This window comes from Desulfosarcina alkanivorans (assembly GCF_009688945.1).
GTDB classification, from domain to species: Bacteria; Desulfobacterota; Desulfobacteria; order Desulfobacterales; family Desulfosarcinaceae; genus Desulfosarcina; species Desulfosarcina alkanivorans.
Window position 1 is genome coordinate 232,434 of the sequence record NZ_AP021874.1, and the last position, 22,812, is coordinate 255,245.

Consider the following 22,812-nt stretch of genomic DNA (forward strand, 5'->3'; position numbering starts at 1 on the left):
AGCTTGGCCCGTCCCTGATCCCGTTCTGGTGTTTAGCTTGGCCCGTCCCTGATCCTCTAATGTTCCGGATCAAATCTGGCACATTACCCAAAGATGCCATAAACGTGAATTCCTGCTGAAATTTAAACAGGACCGTCACCGTTGGATTCAGTGGCTCTTCGAAGCGAAAAGGCGTTTCGGGCTGGTGGTATTAAACTATGCGGTGACATCAAATCATATCCACTTGATCGTGAAAGACGACAGCGATCACAGGACTATCCCACAAGCAGTTGGGCTGATCGCCGGAAGAACCGCCCAGGAATATAACCGTCGGAAACACCGGAAAGGGTCCTTTTGGGAAGATCGATACCATTCAACCGCAGTTGAAACCGGTGAACATCTGCTGCGGTGTCTGGTATACATCGATTTGAATATGGTTCGTGCCGGGGTTGTCGACCATCCATCGAAATGGCCTTATGGTGGGTATAATGAAATCCAGAAGCCACGGCGAAAAAATATCATCATTGCTTACCAAAGGCTGCGGGAGTTGGCTGGATTCAAGGATTATGGAACTTTCGCCTCAGCCCACTTGAAATGGGTTCAATCCGCCCTAAAAGACATTGACGCCAAACGGGCAAGCCGATGGACGGAAAGTATTGCCGTGGGGAGCAGACCGTTTATCGAACGCATTAAAAACGCCATGGGGGCGATGGCAAAGGGCCGCTCCATCCAGCCCACCGAAGGGGCATTTGAATTGCGGGAAGCACAATCCGCCTATAATTCGATTTTTGACCCCAAAAATCGCGATATAGACCCCAATTAAGCCCTCTATTACAATTATTATTTTTTAATTCCTGGTGTTTAGCTTGGCCCGTCCCTGATCCTCTACCGAACAGTGCGCTCCCCGTACCGTGAGAAATGGTTTAAAGCCAGGGGAAACACAAAAAAGGAGGTTTGTATGACACAAGAAAAGGATGAGACCGTCGCTGTTTTCCGGTTCGGGGTCATTCACGAGTTTGTCGGCACGACGAACCTGACCAGAAGCGAGAAACGGCGACTGTTGAGGGAGAAGTGCGAGCGCAAATGGGTCATTCCCTATTCCAGCCGAACACGGATCAGCGAAAATACGATCTATCGCTGGATTCGACGTTACCAAAAAAGCAACGGCCGTATCGAATCGCTGTATCCCGGGAAAAGAGGCGATCAGGGTAGATCCCGAAACTTGGACGAAGAAACAGTCAACATCGTCCTTGCCACTAGACAAAGCCAGATGGCAACGCCAGTCCCGATGCTTTTGGAAAGTCTCAAACGCCAGACAATTGTTCCTGCAAGCTTTGGTCTTTCCACCCTCTATCGGCTGTTTCACCGACACGGGTTGATGGATCAATCCCCCAAACCGGAGGATCGAAGAAAGTACGAAGCCGAGCTGGTCAACGACATCTGGCAAAGCGATGTGATGCACGGACCCAAGGTGGTGGTCGATCAGAAAATGCGAAAAAGCTATTTGATCGCTTTTATCGACGATCATTCCCGATTGATCGTTTACGGCGGGTTCTACCTGTCGGAGAACCTGGCCAGTTTCATGGATGCTTTTGAAAAAGCACTTTCCAAACGAGGATTGCCGCGAAAACTGTACGTGGACAACGGCGCTGCCTATCGCAGCCGCAAACTCGAATTTACCTGTGCCTCACTGGCCATCGCCCTCATTCATGCAAGGCCGTACAAGCCCCAGGGCAAGGGCAAAATTGAGAGATTCTTCAAAACCGTTCGCGGTGGATTTTTACCTGCAGCCGATCTTTCCTCCCTGGAACGATTGAATCAGTCGTTTGCCCATTGGCTCGATACAGCCTATCACCAACGCATTCACAGCGCCACCGGCATGACGCCCTTTAACCGGTTCAGCAAAAACCTTGCCTGCATCCGAACGGCACCGAAGAACCTGAACGATCACTTTCGCACCGCCGTATACCGAACCGTCGCAAAGGATCGAACCGTCACACTCAACGGCAACCTGTTCGAAGCCCCGGTGGTATTGATCGGCAAGCGGGTGCTGATTTTGTATCACGAAAGCGAACCGAAAACGGCTGAGGTGTTTTTCAATCGGAAGTCCCACGGATTGTTGGTTCCCGTGGATCTGCATGTTAACTGCCGGGTAAAGCGGGACAAGAACATCAATACCCAACTCGAACCGGCCCACAAGACGGATTATCAGGGAGGCGGTCTATGGAAATGAATACGCCGTATCTGCCGTTCTTCGGTTTTGAGAAAGAGCCCTTCACGGCGGATATCGCGGTGACGGATATACTTGAAACGGATCAACTGGCGGCAGCGAAGAACCGTTTCGATTACAGTTTGGGGTTAGGGGCGATTTATCTGATCACCGGTGAGATCGGCTCCGGTAAATCCACAGCCATCCGTTATCTGGTAAACGGTCTGCATCCTTCCGAGTACAAGCTGGTCTACGTCACAGCCACGTCCGGTTCCATCCTGGAACTGTACCGCCTGATCATGGGAGAACTGGGAATGAAACCTGCCGGGACCTCCCGTGCGGCCATGACCGATGGAATCAAACGAGAAGTATTGGAATTGATCCACGGGAAAAAACAAAATGTCGTTCTGGTCATCGATGAAGCCTCTTTGCTCCGTCTGGAAGTCTTCGTGGAGCTGCATACGCTGTGTCAGTTCGAGATGGACTCAAAACCCTACCTGCCCATGGTACTGGCCGGACAAACTCATTTGATCGACAACCTGCGATATCCGGGTTGTCTTCCCCTGGCATCGCGGGTGGTGGCCAAAAGCCATTTCATCGGTTCCAAAAAAGAACAGATGCAAACCTATCTTCAGCATCATCTGACCATTGCCGGAATCGACCGGATGCTGTTCGAAGGTGATGCTATCACGGCCATCCACCAAGGATCGGGCGGCATCTTCAGGAAAGCCAACCACCTGGCTCGCGGTGCCCTGGTTGCCGCGGCAATGGGTCATGAAAAAACTGTCAACGCGGAACATGTGCGGCTTGCCGCATCCGAAATATTTTAGGAAAGGAGTCGATATGCCATCCCATCCGACCGCCGAAGATATCCGCCAAAAACTGGAGGCGCTTGTATTGGCCGCCATCTTAAATGTGCTCAACCGATTAACGGATGAGTTGTCTGTGGTAAGCCAGCAGAAAAAGATGAAATTTTAATCCGATTCGATACGGTTTGCCCGGTGAAACGGAGACAGGCTCTGCTGGGGAGCAACCTGTCAAGGGATAGCCGGGTGCAGGAGGCATTGAATAAAATGCCCAGAGGGGAGTAGCAAATCAGAAATGCTGCTCCCCTCATTTTATTCAAGCCTTCCTGCCCATGCCTTGAAAAACCCATAAGATTGGAGCGCGTAGCGCACCCTAATAGAGGTCCGACCAACGGTGGAAAGTCGTTGAAAACCGGTGGATATAAACAAAGTTCCAGTAAATTTGAAAACTTCGAAAACTCTTCAATTTAATCCGAAAATTGTCTTCCGTTGATTGCGGGAATCAACAGCCGGATGGCCTTTTTTACCGCTGCTGCAATCTCAACGCAGGCTTCGAATTCATTCTCGACAGGCTGCGATGGGCGCGGTTCCGCGTCCATAACCTCCAGGATTTCCTGTTTGGCGCTGATGTAGGCATCGACCTTTTCCTCAAACATGAAGTTGAAGGTCATCTGGTTGGGGTCGGGTGAAGTTCGCTTTGCCATTGACGGGCGCCTCCTGCTGGCGTAATAGATTGACTTGTCAACCTATGGGCGGGTCTATTTTTTGCGCCGGTCTAGACGTTGACCGGTATGTTGACGCGGGATAAGGTCGGATCATCAGGCACACTGCGAATCGCTATTGCGCTGATAATACTCAGGCCATACGTTCTCAACGCACTTTCCGATGGCCGCAGCTACCGCACGCCTAACATGATCCGAAACGCACTGATTGCCGATGACCCGGTTCACCTGGGACCGGGATACACCGCAATCCCTTGCAATGTCCGCCTGAGATATTCCGGCTTTCATGAGTTCGATTTTAATTTCGAGAGGTTTCATGATTGCTCCCTAAACCTTTTGAAGGTTGGCTCCTTTTTTAGGGTTTATGTTGCGCGGATGGTGTTAACTAAATACCTGAATAACCACGTATGGCGTTATGTGCCAAGATAAAAAATCACATATAGAGTTTGGCAAGCGGCTGCAAAAGATAAGGAAAAAGCTCGGCCTTAAACAACCAGAAATGGCTGAATCTCTTGATATAGCGACGAGCACATACCAATACTATGAGAGGGGCGAACGTGAAGCGCCTTTCACAATAATAAAGAAATTAACCACATTTGGCGTTAATTCTTCTTGGTTGATCACTGGTAAGAAAGAAACCAATTTTGATATTGGAAATAATGAGTCAAAAGAAGGCAAAACAGACGGTAAGCCGCCTCATTCTGCTATCATTCACAACTTTCAACAAAATGAGTTTGCCGGGGATATCCTATATGGCCTGTTGAAACTTGGACAATTCAAACCTGAAGCGCTGCAGGAAGTGAGCGATTTTATAAAATTCAAGATTGCCATGTATGATCGTCGCCATGGCGAACGTCGTCGACAAGACGCTTCAAATTTCAATCCAGATGAGGAACGCCGCTCTGGCCAAGAACGCAGAAAAGCGGCGGGGAGCTAACGCTTGTCAGGAGCAGACATGGCCCCGCCTGGCAAGCGGATAAAAAAATTGGAGGCCAGGCAATTATTCTCGCTCCAGAAAAGTTCACCAAATCCAATGGAGAACTCCTTCGCTGGCCCAAATTTCACGACGGCTGTGTCGATTCGATAATTACTGGCAGCGGGCTCATCGAAAAATGCTTGGTCAAGGGTGATTACCCGGCAAATATCAGTCCTAACTATTTTGTGGGAAAGTCTCTGGATGACATCCAGGGAATTGTGGACGGCATACCATCAATTAAGGAGGCCGTCCTTTCTACGATCCGAATGGGCAGTGGGGTGCCTGTACAATGTACCATCAAAGGTCATCGCAGGATCGGCATGACAATATTCATGCATCACCGGTACGCACTTCTGCGGCTCTTCGCGCAGAGAATTTGATTCAAATCCTTCCTGTTAAAAACTGATACATTTTTGTTGAGGTAATCGTTGTCTTCGGCGCGATATTTTATTGAAAACATTTTAGCTAAAAATGCCATTAAGAAACTACTCTCAAAAGAAATTTACACGATAATCAGTGAGGCTAAAACTGATAGCATATTTTTCGAAAAAAGTTTTCACCATCAAGGAGTTTAAATTGTGGTTACAGAACCCATCCAGATAACTGAACTTTCCAAATACTTAGAAGTCGCGCGGGAAAAATATGATGCATGCATGTCAAGGATGGATCTACCTATACAGATAGATGGTGAAAATGCAGTAGCAAGATTCAAATATGTTAAATTTGATAAAAATGGACAACCCAAATTCAAGGATCTTGCCGAGTGCCTTGCAGATCATATCACTCAATATTGTTTTTCAGTACGACGTAGGCAGAGGGCAATGTCCGAGGCCGACCGCAATAGGCTATATCGAGAGGCAAAGAAGCTTATGAGGTCATATGCGACAAGTGGTGAGGCTGGAGAACTTTTGCTTTATTTCTTACTTGAAGCGGTTTTGGAGGCACCCCAACTCGTAGCAAAAATGGACCTTAAAACAAGCACTGCCATGGAAATCCATGGATCAGATGGCATCCATATGCGTTGGGATGATTCAGCGAATTGCATGGACATCTATTTCGGTGAAGCAAAATTATATTCTAATATATCAAAGGCTCTTGATAGTGCTTTTGAAAGCATCACCAGTTTTCATAATAATAGGCAAACAGATCGAGAACTAAACATTGTAACTAGTCATTGTAAATGGGCAGATAAAAAGACAAAAAATATTGTATTACGCTATGTTGATCGATTAGATCCAATTGATGATTGCCGATTTAATCATGCGTGCCTCATTGGTTATGATTGGAAAAAATATAAGAAATTAAATGATAACCAAAGAACCACTTTCTTAACAAATTTTATCGAAGATTACAGTAAAGACATACCTCGTTTGATAAAACTTTTGAAAAGGAGATTCGAAAAATTTGAATTCTGTGAATTCAAATTTGAAATATTTTTTCTTCCTTTTAGGAGCGTTCAAGAGTTTAGAGATGAATTTACTAAAGCGTTATAAAAGAGATTAAAATGCCCACAGGATTAGACCTTAAATTAGAAACCTTATATGAACGCCTTATTGTTCACCACGTTAGACACCAACTCCCGGGAAATGCACTTTCAGAAGACGAGGCAATGTCTCAGTATGATTATAACCGACTAATGTCATTTGCATCTTGGTTAGCGCTTAAAGAAGATCAGGGTGACCAGGCAAAAGCATACGAGATAGCAACTCGAACAGCTGAAATGATACAGAATTCTAATGAGCCGCTGCTAAAAGCTGCTGCTGTCATTCTCTCGCGATTAGGAAATTTTCCTGGCCGACAACTTCTTCAAAAGCGTTTCAATTGTTTCGAAAATAAAAAAGATTCTTCATCGATGTATTTGGGATTCGAGACTATTGCTCGTGAGTGTGAAAACACGGTAGAGGTTACTCCCAATAAGCCCTTCCTTCTAACCAACTTTCAGAAAAGACTTTTTGACGGTCTTTCAACAGGACTTTCGCTAAGTGTTTCTGCACCGACCTCAGCAGGTAAATCCTTCGTTTTGTGTCTCGATACCATACGCAGGTTGAGAGAAAACGCAGGGGCGAGTATCGTTTTTGTAGTACCAACAAGAGCATTAATTCGCCAAATAGCTGATAAAATATCAAGGGAGCTTAAAGAGGCTGGGTTGAGTCAAGTTCCCGTTCGTTGTGTCCCACTTCCAATTGAAAGGTCCGAAGCAAAATGCGGCATAGTCTATGTGCTAACACAAGAACGTTTGCTTAGTTTGCTGTTCAGTGACCAAGGGCAACAGTGGATAACAACTTTGATAATAGACGAAGCGCAGGGCGTTAAAGATGGATCCCGTGGGATTCTTCTGCAATCCGCCATAGAAGAAGTCCATGATCGTTTCCCGACGGCTGAAATAATTTTTTCTAGTCCATTAATTAGGAACCCTGAATACTTATTGATGCTTTTTAATACATCAGATTCAGGTGCATACTTTACTGAAATACACTCTCCAGTTTCACAGAATATTATTCTATTGTCGGATGTTAAAGGGAAGCCATCACAGGCAAATTTTGAATTGTTAATGAATTCGAAACGTGCTGATCTGGGTTTATGGGATTTAACTTTTCGACTCCGTGGTCCCAAATTTGTACAACAAGCCGCCCTCGCAAGGGCAATTACACAAAAAAACGATTGCACAATATTATATGCTAATTTCCCCAAAAACACTGAAAAACTCGCAGATGCTTTACTTTCTGATGATAGTAATGAGATTCAAATAGAGCAAGAGGTTTTGGAGTTTATCGATTTTTTAAAAGAACATATCCATCCCAAATATCCTTTGATTAATCACTTGCCACATGGTGTTGCATATCATTATGGTTTTATGCCAGGAATTGTAAGATCACGTGTCGAAGATCTTTTTATATCAGGAAAGCTAAGGTTCATATGCTGTACGTCGACCCTCCTTCAAGGAGTCAATTTACCGGCGAGAAATATAATTATCGAGAATCCACGTAAAGGTTTGGGAGTCCCAATGCAGAGAGGGGACTTCCTTAACTTGGCTGGCCGCGCTGGCCGCTTATTGGAAGAATTTCACGGAAACATATGGTGTATTCGCGGTGATGAATGGGATCTGCCTGAGGGAAGCAACGAACCATGTTTCCAAGGAGAGATACTACAAGAGGTCTCATCTGCCTTTGAAAAAGTGTTATCTGATGGTGGAACATTGGTTCAAAAAACCCTTGATGGAGAGGTTTTACCCGAAAAAGAGAATGACTTGGCAATTGGAGCACTGGGAAAATTGTTTGCTGATTTTATTCAAGTCGATAAAGATTTGGATACTTCAAGGTATTCTAACGACAACAATAAGGAAAAGTTAAAGGAAACCAAAGAAAAATGCGCAGCAATTAAAGTTGATATGCCTAATTGGGTTTTTAAAAGAAACCCCACAATACATCCTGCTCGATTACAACAACTTCACGATCACCTAATTATACAGCCTGATATTGAAGAGTGGATCCCATTGCTACCACATGAAACTGGTTTTAATATGCGGATGAAACGCATATTTAGGGCAGTTGAAATTAATTTGAGTTTAGTCGATAATGAAAGCTATACTTTTGATGCTTGGTTAGCCTCACAGTGGGTTCATGATCAACCATTACGAGCGATAATTGAAAATCAAATCAGAAGAAAAAATGATCCTCCCCGTGACGTAATCTATGATATTCTTGATGCACTTGAAAATAGGATACGATATCGCTATGTGAAACACACTCGTGCTTACCAAGATGTTTTAATCGTAATTTTAGAGGATTCAGGAAAATCTGATCTGATAGAAACTGTCCGACCACTTCATCTTTTTCTGGAATGTGGTGCATCTAGCACAGTCGCCTTGAATTTGATGAGTCTTGGAATATCAAGAACAACATCTCTCTTGTTGAAGGGAGTTATCCAATTCCCTGAAGAGTCCTCCCCCGAAGAATGTTTTGATGTTTTGCGCAGGATCAATTTAAATAACCTAAACATTTCGTCCTTATGCAAACGAGAACTGATTAATATAGTTGGATCAAAAATTTAAATAATTTCTATCGGGAGGGAATTCAATTCAACCAATAGAGTTCCCATATGTATAAAAAGCCTCTTTGGCATTGCACCAGCTAAAAAACCAACAGGGGTACCTTTCCCATCAAAACGCTAAATTCTGAACTGTTTCTGCCGATATAGCCCCATAGTAGAGGGAAACAAGTCCTTTTTTTATTTGGTTGATTCTTTTCTGTTTTCCACCATTGCGGACGGATCAGAAAACAGCTTAACGGTGCTATTCCCGCTTCTCAACTTCGGGCAAGGTCCCTACCTTGGGTCTTGGCCATTTTTTTAATCGCTGGTCAGTTGTTCTGGAAAAGATTCTCTCGATAGGCAAACTTGGTTAGGACGTTAGGAAGGTGCAAGAATGAAATTTAGGAAGCAAAAATCCCCAAATTTCATTTCCCACTTTCGGTTTTCACGCTAAAACCCTTTTATATTGATTTTATATGATATTTTTAATTTCACACCGTTTTGAACCCATTTCCCCGCGTTTCCGGACTTTTTTTCCATGGTGACCATCGCCTGGTGGGCATAAAACCCGAAATAAGCCCCCGGATATAAAGCCTCAACGTCTATTTAAGCCCCATTAAATAGACATTCAACCATTATTAAATCCGGCCCAAAAACACCCTAAAAACCGGTTTTGGTTTCATTCTTTCAATCCGGGTTTCATCGCTGCACAACATCACGCAACGCCACGACATCACAACACATCCCACTGGATCCCGCCCTGTCCCGGCCAATCCCGGGTGGTTTCAAACCAAGTGCCAGATCACAAATGACAAAAAGCAATTAACTTGAGGTACCCAGAGTTACCTCCTATCGGTATATATAGGGTATAAATAAGAAAGGGGTTACAGATCTTTTCATCTGTAACCCCTTGTGATTATTGGTACGCCCGGCCCGATTCGAACGGGCGGCCTACGGATTCGAAGTCCGGCGATACAACTTTCAAAATAAACTCACAAGTTGTTTCTACGATAAAACTCAAAATCTGTTTTTTGGAAAATTAAATTGGGTTGGCAGTAAGACTACCGTGCAAAAAGTTGATTCAAATCGATTCCAATTATGCCGAACAACCCGAACAACATCCGAACAACAAAAAAAGGATGTTAAAATTAATTAACATCCCTATTTTATTACCAAATTTTGGTGGAGGGCTCGCCGCCTTCCAAAAACTTAGTCTCCCCAGCGCCGATACATTAAAAGTCCTTTATTTACAATGCCTTGAGAACCTCTGAGTCACGTTCTCCGCATCCCTACGGGGGAAATCCTTTTCTCCACATTTTCCCCAAACAGAGAACGGACGTGGGTTCGATTCCCGTTTGCATATCAAACGCGGTGATATCGCAACTCAAGTCTCCATTATTTCGTTCTCTTTGTTTATGCATGACCCTCCCCGTGAGCAACCCTTTTTATAACCGTTCTCGTTCTCCCGCAGTTAACTGAGAACCTCTCGATATCAATGGGTTATTAAAAATCCAGTCGTTTAGTGTCAGACGGAAGCGTTTTTAACGTGGACTTCCTTGAGGGAAGGATATCCACGAAACGCACGCGTCGCGTTGAGCAGTGCTAGCAGGGCGGTACCCATATCAGCGAAAACAGCCTCCCACATGGTAGCCAAACCAAAGGACCCGAACAATATGAATATCCCCTTAATGGTCAGTGCCAGCACGATATTCTGCAAAACAATTTTTCGGGTGTTCTTAGCGATGCTGACGGCATCGGCCATTTTTGTCGGAGCGTCGGTCATCAGCACCACATCGGCGGTTTCGATGGCGGCGTCTGAACCGAGGGCACCCATGGCCACCCCCACATCTGCCCGGGCCAAGACCGGCGCATCGTTGATGCCATCTCCCACAAAGGCGACCTTTCCGTCCTCTTTGGTTTCCGCGAGGATTTGTTCGAAAATTCGGACCTTGTCTTCCGGTAGCAATTCGGCATGAAATTGATCCAGATTGAGAGCCTTGGCAACGCTTGCAGCTGCGCACGCGTTGTCGCCCGTTAACATCACAAGCTTCGAAACCCCATCTGATCGCAGCCGCTCCATTGCCAGCTTGGCATCCGGTTTGAGTTGGTCACCGATTAAGATGTGACCGGCATATTGATTATCCACCACTACATGGGCAACGGTGCTGTCAAAGTCACATTTTCCATGATCGATCTGTCTTTCATGCAAAAGCGCATCGTTACCGACGGCGATGCTTTTCCCGTCAAAGACAGCCTTGACCCCCTTTCCGGAAATGGCGACGTGATTGCTCACCAGCGATTCATCAATGGCAAGACCTTTACTCGTCATCGCCTCTACGATGGACTTGCCAATGGGATGATCGGAGTGCAGTTCCACGGCTGCGGCCATTTGCAGTACCTGGTCCGACGAAAATCCATTGTCGGTAACGACACGATCCACCGTAAAAACGCCGCGTGTCAAAGTGCCGGTCTTGTCAAAAACCACTGTTTTGACTTTTGAAAGGGCATCGATGAACATTGATCCCTTGATCAGGATTCCACTGCGCGAGGCCCGGCCGATTCCACCGAAATAACCCAAGGGGATGCTGACCACCAGGGCACAGGGGCACGAGATCACCAGCAACACCAAGGCGCGATAGATCCAGGTCGAGAATTGGGCGTCATTTATGAGTAGAGGCGGAACCAGGGCGATAGCCGCCGCAATGGCCACCACCACCGGCGTATAATAACGGGCAAAGGTGGTGATAAACTTTTCAGTGGCGGCCTTGCGCGCGGCCGCACTTTCAACCAACTCCAATACCCGTGCAATCGAAGACGCTTCAAAAGGCTTTGTGACCCGAACCGTCAGCGCCGATGCCGTGTTGATGCTACCGGCCAAGACGGTATCGCCCGGGCGCGTTTGAACCGGAACCGGTTCGCCAGTCAAAGGCGAGGTGTCCACCTGCGAGACTCCTTCAATCACCGTACCGTCCAAAGCGACTTTCTCGCCGGGCTTGACCAGGATGATTTCGCCCACCTTGACCTTTTCGGGAGAGGTTTCCTTTAGACCACCCTCAGTCTTAAGCAAGGCCCGGTTCGGCCTGGCAGCCAGCAGCCCGCGAACCGAACGCCGTGATTTGGAAACTGCCATGTCCTGCAGCAGTTCGCCAACCTTGAAAAACAGCATCACACCGACTGCCTCGGACAGGGCGTGTATGGCCATGGCACCGGTCGTGGCGATGACCATAAGCACATTCTCATCAAAAAACTGCCCTCGCCGCAGCGTCCGCAGCGCACCGATTAAAACGCTCCAGCCGGCCAGCAAGTAAGCGGCAATCACGATGGGATATTCCACCCACGCCCACGGCCGCTGGTGCAATTGGTCTTCAAAAAACAGGTGAATCGCGAAGATAATACCAGCGATGATGATGATTCCGACTTGCTTTTGAAAATTGCCCGCCTCCGTTGATTCATGGTCATCCGCTTTCGAGCCCTGCAGGGTGGGCTCGATCTTGACGTCGGGTTCAATGCGCGCAACCGCTGCCAGAGCCTTCGAGATATCGGCCGCCCTCAAGTGCAGGGTGAGATTGGCAAAATCAACAACCGCCGCTTCAACTCCTTCGGTATTCTGCAGTTCCCTCTCTATCTTGGCCGCGCAGGCGGCGCAGTCAAGATTTTGAACGCGAAATCTCTTTTCCTGAACAGTTTCCATATTGCGACTCTCCTCGGCTATCGGTCGTTTCCCGCCGCTCGAGTGAGCTTATATTGTTTGGGGCAATCTCCAGAAAAAAGCCTATCGGCATCCCTTCGGAGAAAACCGCGCTTAATGATTAAGTTGGCCGTTCGAGATATATCATACGCCACCCGCCTTATCTCAAGGGTGTTGCGATGACTGTCCCAAATCACGTATTTTGCACGCGGATCGCCATCCCTGGGCTGTCCGACGGCACCGACATTGACGATATACCGATAATCCGAATCGAGTTTAATAGTTTCCTGCTGCAATGTATCGAATTGAAGATCCTTTCCATCATAACCCATGAGCATCAGGCGGTGGGTGTGTCCGGCAAAGGCAATGTCGAAACTGTTGGATGCAAAGGTTTCTTTAATCTCTGACAAACTCATATGGTTCAAGTAAATAGTCGGCGAATCAGGCGGACAGCCGTGTACCATCAGCGCGCCATTCATTTCTCGATAATACGGAAGGTTTTTAATATAGAGCAAAGACGCAGGTGTGAGATATTTCTGGGTCTGCTCCAGCGATACAATTGCCTGCGGTGAAAAATCGTCACGATAATCCCTATCGATCAGAGCAATCTCGTGGTTGCCTACGATATTGGGGATGCGAAATTTTTCCAACAGGACGAGAGCCTCTTCCGGTTGTGGGCCATATCCAATGACATCTCCCAAACTGACAATTTGGTCGACACCTGATCGCTCGATATCATCCAGGCAGCGGACAAGTGCCTCCAGGTTGCCATGAATGTCAGATATCACCGCTATTCTCATTGTCCTTGCTTTCTCGCTCATTCCGCCGAATTGTCGACAGCGGCGTTCTTTACAGTCCTGAAACCAATCTCCTCGAATCCTTCCCAGGGGAAACGCTCAACGACCGCGGGTAAAGAATTTTTATCCTTCGGAGCCCCCTCAACGCCACCGATAACCGCATAGCGATTTGTTTTCGAGGCGTCCGTCGATGGCTGGCCCTGCTGCTCTATGTAAACCCATTCGCCGATCTCATGGTTCAATCCCTTTATGCCCAACAGGTTCGGAGAAAAAGATGCGGCTGATAACAGAAATTCAGAACTCTTTGGTTCAGCTTTATCTTTGGCGCTCGGATTTGGCTCATGAGAAGCGCTGCTCCAATTTTCCGTTTCGCCCTGCCAGTCTCCCATCATACGCATCATGCCCCCCATCGGCTGGGTATTCACTTCCGCTGAGGGTTCTGCATTCACTTCCGAGCTGTCCGCTCCCTTGACCATTGTAAAGAGCATTTCCATTTCTGTCGGCAATCGTCTGCCGAAGTAGTTTGCAAAGGCCGAAGCGCCATAACCGGTAACGCGCAAAGCAGGACTAGAGGCATAGGCCGGATCACTGACATGAAATTCGTTGTTTCGGTAGACAATCGGCTCGTATCCCGCGCGCACCTCTCCCAACAAGAACCAGTTTGCACCACTGCCTTTCACCACACCGCTTTCTATGCTGATTTGTGAAAGATTGTGATTCAAAAAATCGACGAACTGCTGGTTGGTAACGAAAAACTCGTCCATGTAAAACGGTTCGATCCGGATCGATTGATCGCTGCTCCCATCCAATACCGCAGGGATCGAAAATGGTCCCCCTTGGATGAGGTGCTGTTTTCCAAGGTGCTCAGACGCGAAAGAATCCTTTTCGACGTTCGCCAGTCTTGCGGTAGTCTCGTTTTCCGGTCCTGTCTGGGTTTGGTGCTGGCCGGGAGCTGTCGAAATGCCACCCTTCGGTGGACCCAAGCCGGGTTCACCAATAAAATGCCAGACGGCCATCGACATGACCGACAGCACGGCGACAATGATACCTGTCCATATCCATCTCGGTTTCGTAAATAGGGAGGCTGATCGTTGCCGAGGAGATTTCGCATCCGCTTTATCGGACACCAACCCGTGGATCACGCGTTCAAGCTGTCCGAGCATGTCCCGGACGGATTCCGTTCGCTCGTCTCTGCTCTCAGCCGTAGCCATTTGAATGATTCGATCCAGCTCCTTAAAAAAAGGCGATTCGGTTTTGGCCAGCTTTGCGCTTTTAAACGGCGTTCCAGACTTGATTTTGCCGTCAACGGCTTCAAAGAGTATTTTCCCCAGGGAATAGACATCCGCGCGCTGGTCGGCTCGTTTGAAATCGAAAAAATGCTCCGGAGACATGTAATGCGGCGAGCCTTTCACGTCCATGGATTGGGTTACCGGCTTCAGCCGGCTCGAACGCGCCAGACCGAAATCGGCGATTTTGGGCGTGTCCTGGTCCATGAGGACATTTTCAGGTTTAAGATCGCGGTGCACAACGCCGTTTTCGTGCAGTGCCATCACACCCGTCAGTACTGGTAAAAAATACCGTTTCACCCAGGCTATGAAAAGATCCTCCTCCGGATAGAAGCCTTCCTCTGACATGGAGTCTCTAAGAGACCCGCCTGGAATATATTCCATGGCGATGTACTCTATGGATGCGTCTTGATCACATTTTTTTACGGTAATGGCATCGTGATCGAAAACCTGTAAAATATTCGGGTGCCGAATCTGGGCCATGGCCTGGACTTCCCGTCTGAAACGCTGGACCAGGGTTTCGGCCTCTTCGTCGCCCTCGTCAATGGATTCAAGCCATTCCCGTGAAACGACTTTGATCGCAACATCGCGATTCAGGTTGCTCTGGTGCGCCCGATAGACCTCGCCCATCCCGCCCTTGCCAATAAAGCCGAGGATTACCCATTTGTTGTTGAGGACCTCGCCGATCTTGAGCGTGGTTTTACAAGTCGTTGTCATATCATGTGCTTTCAATTCCATTATCGTTTTAATCCCCCGGCACCGATTCGCCCTCTCAGCGACTGAATCGTTCCGGACTGTTTGTCGATCAAGACCTCATCAATGACGGTGCCATCCTTTTCAACAAGCCGGGCAATGTAATATCGGCCGGTGTTTCTCAAATCCTTCAGGCCGTATTTTTCCCATTGATCGTCGTCAAGATGCCGATTGATAATGATTTTGGCAGTGGCGGTTCCCATGCCGTCAAAATATCTCGTCAGGGGATCTTGCCCATCCTCTATTGTTTCTTCATCAGTCGATTTTTCGGTCTTGCTTTTTTGATTAACGTTTTTTGATTGCATGTCAGGCACTTCCTTTCGAGCTTCGCAGTAAAGAATAACGTTTATGGCTGGGACAGGATTTGCCTCATTTTGACAAACTCTTCCCGCGAAATTTCCCCCTTGGCGAATCGCGCCTTCAAAATCGCCTCGGAATCGGAACGATCCCGGAACGGCCCCTGCGAGGCTTGGGTTTGCGACCTGAAGATACGAATTACGACATAAACAATTAAGAAAAGAGCCAAGCCCCATATCAGCAGGGACAATAAATTACCTGGGAAAAAGCCGCCCCACCAGCCGCCCGCCATTGGTCCATAATCACAGCCCCACATGATCGGTCCTCCTAATGTCTTTAATATGGCAATCGGTTTCGATTCGGCTGCCTCATCTGCTTTCAACTAAACTGAATATTCATGGTGCCATTCGTTATTGCCTTACTGAATAACAAATTTCGTGCCACAAAACCATAAAAAGGTGTAAGTATTTGATTAAATATAATTTTCTGGTATCAGAACAAGAAACTAAAGACCCTTGAGGAACATATTGGCGGGGCCATATTACCCAGCATGTCTGCACATGGAGATCGACCTGTTGCTAAAATACCCACTCATGCGTATACTGTTTAGGAGACAGGAAAATAATGAGGATGCCATGATTTCAAAAACAAGTCACCGCAGTCGGACAAGCCTGCACACATCGCCTTGGATTATCATTGGATCGGTGTCAATTCTGCTTATCGTCGTGGTGGTCCTGGCATATCAGAACTACAGCCGCGAAAAAAAATACATGTCCCGGATCTTAAGCGAAAAAGGGGCTGCCATTATCAAGGCGGTGGAAGCCGGAGCCCGTACGGGAATGATGGGGATGATGTGGGGCGGGCAGCAGGTACAGACCTTGCTCGAAGAGACCGCACGGCTCCCGGATGTATTCTACATCTCGGTGGTCAATAGCAATGGCTTGGTTCTGGCCAGCAGCAATCGCGGCTTGATCGGCACGCAAATGAGCGGCGGTCTTCCTGAAAAAGGACTTAATCAACCCGAGGCAACCAACTGGCGGTACAAGCGCATTGATGATCAGCGCAACGCGTTTGAGGTTTACCGGTCTTTTCGGCCGGTCTCCCATCGGGATACATGGATGGGCGATCGGATGAGACACATGATGCGAGGGCGCGGCATGATGATGGGGCCTGATAACGACTGGTTCCTGCCTTCCGCAAGCGGCGACAGCGACCAAATCATACTGGTTGGTTTGGACCCTCAACCATTTGAAGAAGGGCGTAAAGAGGACATCCGCAACACGGCCATTATATCAGGTGTCCTGATTCTGCTGGGGCTGGCCGGCTTTATTTCGATGTTCTGGATGCAAGGATACCGCTCGGCCAAAAAATCACTTCAGGACACCAGCGCCATAAAAGACCAAGTTGTAACCAGCCTTCCTGTGGGGTTGATTGCCACGGACAAAGACGGGAAAATCGCATTTTACAATAGCGCCGCCGAGCGGATCACCGGGCTTGACTTGGCCCAGGCGCGGGGGAAAGAACCCGACAGCGTTCTGCCAAGTCATTTATGTGGGTTGAAGGAGTCCCTGGATCTTGGGGAGTCGATAAACGAAAAAGAAATGGAATGTGAGTTCACCGAAAACAAGATTGTCCCGGTGAGCATCAGCGCCTCGGAAATTATCAACGAAGAAGGCCAGTTTGTCGGCCAGGTTTTGATTATTCGCGATCTTGGCGAGGTACGCCGCCTTCAGGGTGAAATCCGCCGCAAGGAGAAACTGGCGGCGATCGGCGGTCTTGCCGCCGGCGTGGCCCATGAAATCCGAAACCCGTTGAGTTCCATCAAAGGCATCGCTTCCTACTACAAGAGCAAGTTCGAGGACGGCAGCGAGGACAAAGAGATGGCCGGGGTCATGATCGAGGAGGTGGATCGCCTCAGCCGAGTCATCAGCGAGCTGCTGGAGTTCGCCAGGCCGACGAAATTAAACAAGAAGCTATCCGATATGAATGAACTGCTGAAACATTCAACCCGGCTGGTCGAGCAGGAAGCAGCGGCGAAAAAAGTCGATATTCAACTCAATCTTACATCCGATTCCATTGAGGCCGATGTCGATCCGGATCGTCTGACCCAGTGCTTTTTGAATCTGTTTCTGAATGCCTTGCAAGCCATGGAAAGCGGCGGCCGGTTGACCGTTTCCAGCTCCACAGGCGCAAACGGGAATGTTGCAATTGACATCAAGGATAACGGCTCGGGGATATCCGCAGAAGGTCTCAGCAAGATATTCGACCCCTATTTTACCACCAAACCAAAAGGCACCGGCTTGGGCTTGGCGATTGTGCACAAGATTATCGAAGCCCACCAGGGGCAAATCAAAGTTCGAAGCACCAGTGGTCAGGGCACCGTGTTCTCGATTGCCCTGCCGCTTGGGGACAGCGAAATGAGGTTATCATGACCATACAAAACCCTTCTCACATTCTGATTGTCGACGACGATCTAAACCACTTGAAAACGCTTCAAACCATCGTCAGAAGTTGGGGCTACAAGGTGTCCACGGCCGACGACGGGGTCAAGGCCGTTGAAAGTGTCAAGGAAAAACCGTTCGCCCTGATCTTGATGGATGTGCGCATGGCTCAGATGAGCGGCATCGAGGCCCTGAAGCAAATTAAACAGTACAATCCGGCCATACCGATTCTCATCATGACTGCATACTCTTCGGTTGATTCGGCGGTAGAGGCCTTAAAATCCGGGGCATACGATTATTTGACCAAACCCCTGGACTTTGAAGTGCTCAAAATCAGCCTGGCGCGTGCTTTGGAGCATTCCGGCCTCAAGGCGGAAAATGCGACCTTAAAATCAAAGATGAGCGCTGATTACGAGCTGGAAAATATTATCGGAAGAAGCCGGCCGATGAAGGAACTGGTCGACATGATGGCCATGGTTGCACCATCGGAGGCAACCGTGCTGATCACCGGGGAAAGCGGGACCGGCAAAGAGCTGATCGCCAAATCCATCCATCACAACAGCCAGCGCAAGGATCGCCCCATGGTGGTGGTCAATTGCGCGGCACTTACCGAGACATTGCTGGAATCGGAGCTGTTCGGCCATGAAAAAGGTGCGTTTACCGGTGCCGATAAACGCCGCGAAGGCAGATTCAAGCAGGCTGACAAGGGAACCATTTTTCTGGATGAGATCGGCGAAACCTCCGCCGCGATGCAGGCCAAGCTGCTGAGGGTCATTCAAGAGCGGGAAATCCAGCGGGTCGGCGGGGAAGAGACGTTAAGCGTGGATGTGCGGATTCTTGCCGCAACCAACCGGAACCTTGAGGATGAAGTCAAAGAAGGAAAATTCCGTGAAGACCTTTTTTATCGGTTGAACGTCGTCACCCTGCGCATCCCGCCGCTGCGCGAGCGTCAAGATGATACTCCTTTACTTGCCCAGCATTTCTTGGAGAAGTACGCGAAAAAAAATCACAAGCAGGTCAAAGGCTTTTCTCCGTTGGCAATGGATATGCTGCTAAAATACGCTTGGCCCGGCAATGTCAGGGAACTTGAAAACGTCATTGAGCGCGCCGTGATTCTCCTGCCGGATGAACACATCACAGAGAAAGAGCTGCCTGTCACCATCACCTCAAGTTATGCCGAGAAAAGCGAATGGGTGGCTCCGCCCCCACCGGTTGCAGCCAATCGCCCCCTGGACGAAGTTGAAAAGGAGGCGATTTTGGCCACACTTGAAGACAGTGGCGGGAATAAAAGTGAAACCGCACGCAGGCTCGGAATCAACCGCAAAACCCTTCACAAGAAACTCAAAGATTATGGAATAGATTGAGATTCCTAATGAAAGCGAATTCTTAACGGTCCATAAACTGCCCCTTTTAACCCCACAATGCAATTCGGGACAGACTAAAGTGGGTATTATTGAACCACATCCCCACCTGCATGCCTTAATCCGACCTACCCTACTGCATACTTAATATTTTAAAATCTAAGTTATTACAGGTACATATATTAATTTTGAGCCGGAATGGCAGAGTATTGGCATCATGTTTGCTCTATTCCTAAGACAAAGCCAAACGGCTTTCAGAAAGCGGCCGCTTTTTTGATTGGGAACAACTAATCGCAACGTATTACATAATGGAGGTACAAAATGAAACGAAATACCAAAGGGATTATGACGCTGGCCGTATTGGCCGTGTTTGGATTCTCGACCCTCGTGTTTGCCGGTTGGGGCGATGGATACGGCCACATGATGGGACCGGGTATGATGGGACCGGGCTGGCAGCAGGGGAATGGCTATTACGGAAATCTCTCCGCCGATGAAATCGCAAAACTGGATCAGCAGCGCGCAGAATTCTTCCGGGCGACAGAAAATACCAGGCAACAACTGTATGAGAAGAATCTGGCTCTGCAAAGCGAACTGGCGAAGGAAAATCCGGACACCGCCAAGGCATCAAGGCTTCAAAGCGAAATTTCCAAGCTGCAAAGCGACCTTGATCAAAAACGATTGGAGTATGATATCCAGGCCCGCAAATCAGCACCCAACTATAACCGCGGCTATAGAGGAGGATATGGTTCGATGATGGGTTACGGCCCCCGCGGTGGCGGATATTGCCGGTGGTAAACCAAGACGCAACGAAAAGCGTATGACAGGGCGGCGAACGCCGCCCTGTCATACATGAAACCAGCAGGGAATCCATAGGCGACTGCATCAAAGGACGACTCGATAGGATCGATAGAAAGGTGAGCTGATGAAAAGGAATTTTTTGAAAACGGCGATAAGGCCAATCATGCTTGTTGCGATAATAGGACTTGCATTAGCGGTGCTGGCAGGCTGCGGAATTGGCCATGGGCCATACCGGCATGGTTACAATAATTATCATGGTGCCGGAAGCGGCGATGATTACCGCAATAGTGGCTCCCACGGGGCTATTTACGGCCCCGACGGTAGTGGCTACCACCGACACAGACCTGCTGGCTACGGGGACGGCCGAGGCGGATACTGTGGGTGGTGATCGAGTTTATTCGCCCCAATATGAATAATCATCGAGGAGAAAGCTATGATCATTAAATATGTTTATAACAAAGTGTTGATGGGGCTTCTCGCGATATGGAGTCTGAACAATTTTATGTTAAGTCCCGCATTCGCCCAATCCGGCGGGTACCGAAACTGGCACATGGGGCGCTGGATGATGGGCGACTGGGGAATGGGGTGGTTCGGTATGATATTCATGTTACTTTTTTGGGTTTTAGTCATCGTCGGAGTCGTTTTTCTGATTCGCTGGCTGGTTCAAAACACGGGCGGCAGAGGCTCCTCCGGTGTCGGCACAGGTTCTCAGGCAATGGATATTTTAAAGGAACGCTATGCCAAGGGAGAAATCACCCACGATGAATTTGAGTCCATGAAAAAAGAGATCCTTAGATAGCCCTACAGGAGACCGACTATGAGAAACAGAAACACAGACCTGGGATTCGATGGCGGGCATTCCAGAAGGCAATTTTTGAAGTTGGCCGGCTATGGGACCATAGGATTGATGGCAGGCGGGCTCTGGCCTGGATTCGATGGTTTCGCAGCCGGACAAGCTCCTGATACAGAATTCATCCCCGACCTCGACATCACCCTTTCCGCCCGCTCCGGCGAGGTCGCTGTTTTACCGGGAGATCCCACTGGGGTTTGGCGCTACCATGCGACGGTGCACAAAGGCGACCGTGCCCGAATCGTTGAAATTCCAAGCAGCTATCTTGGTCCGATCATCAAAGTCCATCAGGGCGAGAAAATACGGATTCGCTTCAATAATGCCATTCCGGAAGAGTCTATCGTGCACTGGCACGGCCTTCATGTGCCCGCGATCATGGACGGACACCCGCGCTATGTCGTTCCGCAGGGGGAATCCTACTTGTATGAGTTCGAAGTCAAGAACAGAGCCGGTACCTATTGGTATCATCCACACCCCCACGGCAGAACCGGCCCACAGGTGTATCGTGGTTTGGCAGGCCTTTTTCTTGTGTCCGACGAGGAAGAGCAAGCTGTTGGCTTGCCCGATGGCGAATATGATGTTCCACTGGTGATTCAGGACCGAACATTCGATTCAGGCAATCAGCTGGTGTACATGTCGGGCCACAGAATGGAGCGGATGACCGGTTTTTTGGGCGATATGATAATGATAAACGGGCTGCCGGATTTCACGCTCCCCGTATCGACCGGTGCCTATCGGTTACGCTTGCTGAACGGCTCTAATTCACGAATTTATAAGTTGGCGTGGGAAGACGGCCGGCCGCTGACCATTATTGGTACGGACGGTGGATTGCTGGAAAGGCCGGTCTTCAGAAAGTATGCGTTTTTAAGCCCGGGAGAACGGTTGGAGATCTGGGCCGATTTCAGCGATAATCCGGTCGGCTATACGACATCCCTTTTAAGCCTTCCCTTCGATGTCGGTGGCATGGGCGGGGGGCGAATGGGCCGCGGCATGATGATGGGCGGACGAATGGGCCAAAATCAACGCCTTCCAAATGGTGTGGCTTTTTCCGTGTTTAAGGTGAAGGTGGCCCAGCCTGTGAAAACAGATTACCGTCTCCCGGACACACTTTCCGAGATCGGGCCTGTCCGACCTGATGACGCAGCGAATTTTTTTCGTCCACGGCAGTTCTATCTCACGATGCGGCATATGCAATGGACGATCAACGGGCGGGTGTTTCAAATGGAGGAGGTGGCAGACGACGAGATTGTCCAACTGGGCTCAACGGAGATTTGGGAATTCAACAACACCGGGGGTGGTATGATGAATATGATGAACATGCCCCATCCCATTCACCTGCATGGCAAGCAGTTCCGCGTTATTGAACGCAGCGGCGTTGCACATGAAGGCTATGTGGATGAAGGATGGAAAGACACGGTTTTGCTGATGCCCGGTGAGCGGATCAAAATATTGGTTGATTTTGACGATTATCCGGGAATGTTTCTGTACCATTGCCACAATTTGGAGCACGAAGATATGGGTATGATGCGCAATTATTTTGTGAGGAAATCTTAAAAATTGATGAAAGATCATGCTCTTCGTGGTTTTCCACCTTGAGCAAAAATCTCCAATTCTCCAGCAAGTTGATTGAGCTCTTCCTGTGCCTTTCCTATGATCAGGCTTGAGCATTCCATACAGTAATTGTTCTTTGCCATGTTTTCCTTAATCACCAAGCACTTGTCGCCTTTGCATATCACGTGTCCCTTGTTACGGGAGCACTGCCGCCGACGCTGAGCGGTTTCGAAGCAGGCGGATACGAGAAGGCGCTTTAGTTTAGGCAT

At 48.5% G+C, this 22,812-nt stretch carries 20 protein-coding genes; 12 read left to right on the forward strand and 8 right to left on the reverse strand.

What is annotated here, in order from left to right; translation table 11 throughout:
• Positions 1–82 precede the first annotated feature (82 nt).
• The 4 genes from DSCA_RS01065 (at position 83) to DSCA_RS32825 (ending at position 3,166) form a co-directional block, all read left to right on the forward strand.
• Complete coding sequence (locus tag DSCA_RS01065) at positions 83–802, forward strand: transposase (protein ID WP_231716580.1); 720 nt, start codon at positions 83–85, stop codon at positions 800–802.
• A gap of 135 nt (positions 803–937) precedes the next feature.
• On the forward strand, positions 938–2,212 hold the full coding sequence (locus DSCA_RS01070) for a DDE-type integrase/transposase/recombinase (protein ID WP_155314545.1): 1,275 nt from the start codon (positions 938–940) through the stop codon (positions 2,210–2,212).
• The gene (locus DSCA_RS01075) at positions 2,203–3,018 is read left to right on the forward strand and encodes an ExeA family protein (RefSeq protein WP_197904692.1); all 816 of its coding nucleotides are present in this window, start codon (positions 2,203–2,205) and stop codon (positions 3,016–3,018) included. Before DSCA_RS01070 ends, DSCA_RS01075 begins: the two co-directional genes overlap by 10 nt.
• 13 nt (positions 3,019–3,031) lie before the next feature.
• Positions 3,032–3,166 carry a hypothetical protein gene (locus DSCA_RS32825; RefSeq protein ID WP_269434622.1) on the forward strand — a complete coding sequence of 45 codons (135 nt, stop codon included), beginning with the start codon at positions 3,032–3,034 and terminating at the stop codon, positions 3,164–3,166.
• 295 nt (positions 3,167–3,461) lie between these two features.
• On the opposite strand, the gene DSCA_RS01080 is transcribed toward DSCA_RS32825, so the two are convergent.
• Positions 3,462–3,698 (reverse strand): hypothetical protein, encoded by a 237-nt coding sequence (locus DSCA_RS01080; protein WP_155314687.1) that lies wholly within the window; start codon positions 3,696–3,698, stop codon positions 3,462–3,464.
• A 114-nt stretch (positions 3,699–3,812) separates the two neighbouring features.
• Positions 3,813–4,034 carry a helix-turn-helix domain-containing protein gene (locus DSCA_RS33095; RefSeq protein WP_155314688.1) on the reverse strand — a complete coding sequence of 74 codons (222 nt, stop codon included), beginning with the start codon at positions 4,032–4,034 and terminating at the stop codon, positions 3,813–3,815.
• 97 nt (positions 4,035–4,131) lie between these two features.
• Here DSCA_RS33095 and DSCA_RS01090 point away from each other — a divergent pair, with 97 nt between their 5' ends.
• From DSCA_RS01090 to DSCA_RS01100, 3 genes are all read left to right on the forward strand, one after another.
• Positions 4,132–4,653 (forward strand): helix-turn-helix domain-containing protein, encoded by a 522-nt coding sequence (locus DSCA_RS01090; protein WP_155314689.1) that lies wholly within the window; start codon positions 4,132–4,134, stop codon positions 4,651–4,653.
• 617 nt (positions 4,654–5,270) lie between these two features.
• Positions 5,271–6,185, forward strand: a complete 915-nt coding sequence (locus tag DSCA_RS01095; RefSeq protein WP_155314690.1) for a HamA C-terminal domain-containing protein — start codon at positions 5,271–5,273, stop codon at positions 6,183–6,185.
• Between the two features lie 11 nt (positions 6,186–6,196).
• Entirely contained in the window at positions 6,197–8,743 is a 2,547-nt protein-coding gene (locus DSCA_RS01100; protein ID WP_155314691.1) for a DEAD/DEAH box helicase, read from the forward strand.
• A 1,503-nt stretch (positions 8,744–10,246) separates the two neighbouring features.
• Here the strand turns inward: DSCA_RS01100 and DSCA_RS01105 are convergent.
• From DSCA_RS01105 to DSCA_RS01125, 5 genes are read right to left on the reverse strand one after another with little or no spacing between them, the layout of a single operon-like run.
• Entirely contained in the window at positions 10,247–12,412 is a 2,166-nt protein-coding gene (locus DSCA_RS01105) for a heavy metal translocating P-type ATPase (protein ID WP_155314692.1), read from the reverse strand.
• A gap of 17 nt (positions 12,413–12,429) precedes the next feature.
• Positions 12,430–13,209, reverse strand: a complete 780-nt coding sequence (locus DSCA_RS01110; RefSeq protein WP_155314693.1) for a metallophosphoesterase family protein — start codon at positions 13,207–13,209, stop codon at positions 12,430–12,432.
• Positions 13,210–13,226: 17 nt separating this feature from the next.
• Positions 13,227–15,230, reverse strand: a complete 2,004-nt coding sequence (locus DSCA_RS01115; RefSeq protein WP_155314694.1) for a bifunctional serine/threonine-protein kinase/formylglycine-generating enzyme family protein — start codon at positions 15,228–15,230, stop codon at positions 13,227–13,229.
• Positions 15,230–15,550 (reverse strand): hypothetical protein, encoded by a 321-nt coding sequence (locus DSCA_RS01120; protein WP_155314695.1) that lies wholly within the window; start codon positions 15,548–15,550, stop codon positions 15,230–15,232. The genes DSCA_RS01115 and DSCA_RS01120 overlap by 1 nt, the downstream gene beginning before the upstream one ends.
• A gap of 41 nt (positions 15,551–15,591) precedes the next feature.
• On the reverse strand, positions 15,592–15,858 hold the full coding sequence (locus DSCA_RS01125; protein ID WP_155314696.1) for an SHOCT domain-containing protein: 267 nt from the start codon (positions 15,856–15,858) through the stop codon (positions 15,592–15,594).
• Between the two features lie 244 nt (positions 15,859–16,102).
• Between DSCA_RS01125 and DSCA_RS01130 the strand changes: the two genes are divergently transcribed.
• From DSCA_RS01130 to DSCA_RS01150, 5 genes are all read left to right on the forward strand, one after another.
• Positions 16,103–17,974, forward strand: coding sequence for an ATP-binding protein (locus DSCA_RS01130; protein WP_197904708.1), 1,872 nt, complete (start codon positions 16,103–16,105; stop codon positions 17,972–17,974).
• Positions 17,971–19,347, forward strand: a complete 1,377-nt coding sequence (locus tag DSCA_RS01135; protein WP_155314697.1) for a sigma-54-dependent transcriptional regulator — start codon at positions 17,971–17,973, stop codon at positions 19,345–19,347. Before DSCA_RS01130 ends, DSCA_RS01135 begins: the two co-directional genes overlap by 4 nt.
• A 318-nt stretch (positions 19,348–19,665) precedes the next feature.
• Positions 19,666–20,139: a periplasmic heavy metal sensor gene (locus tag DSCA_RS01140; protein WP_155314698.1), complete on the forward strand. Its 474-nt coding sequence runs from the start codon at positions 19,666–19,668 to the stop codon at positions 20,137–20,139.
• 436 nt (positions 20,140–20,575) lie between these two features.
• Positions 20,576–20,941 (forward strand): SHOCT domain-containing protein, encoded by a 366-nt coding sequence (locus DSCA_RS32210; RefSeq protein WP_197904709.1) that lies wholly within the window; start codon positions 20,576–20,578, stop codon positions 20,939–20,941.
• An 18-nt stretch (positions 20,942–20,959) separates the two neighbouring features.
• On the forward strand, positions 20,960–22,546 hold the full coding sequence (locus tag DSCA_RS01150; RefSeq protein WP_155314699.1) for a multicopper oxidase family protein: 1,587 nt from the start codon (positions 20,960–20,962) through the stop codon (positions 22,544–22,546).
• A gap of 14 nt (positions 22,547–22,560) precedes the next feature.
• Here the strand turns inward: DSCA_RS01150 and DSCA_RS01155 are convergent, their stop codons facing one another.
• Positions 22,561–22,812 (reverse strand): hypothetical protein, encoded by a 252-nt coding sequence (locus DSCA_RS01155; protein WP_155314700.1) that lies wholly within the window; start codon positions 22,810–22,812, stop codon positions 22,561–22,563.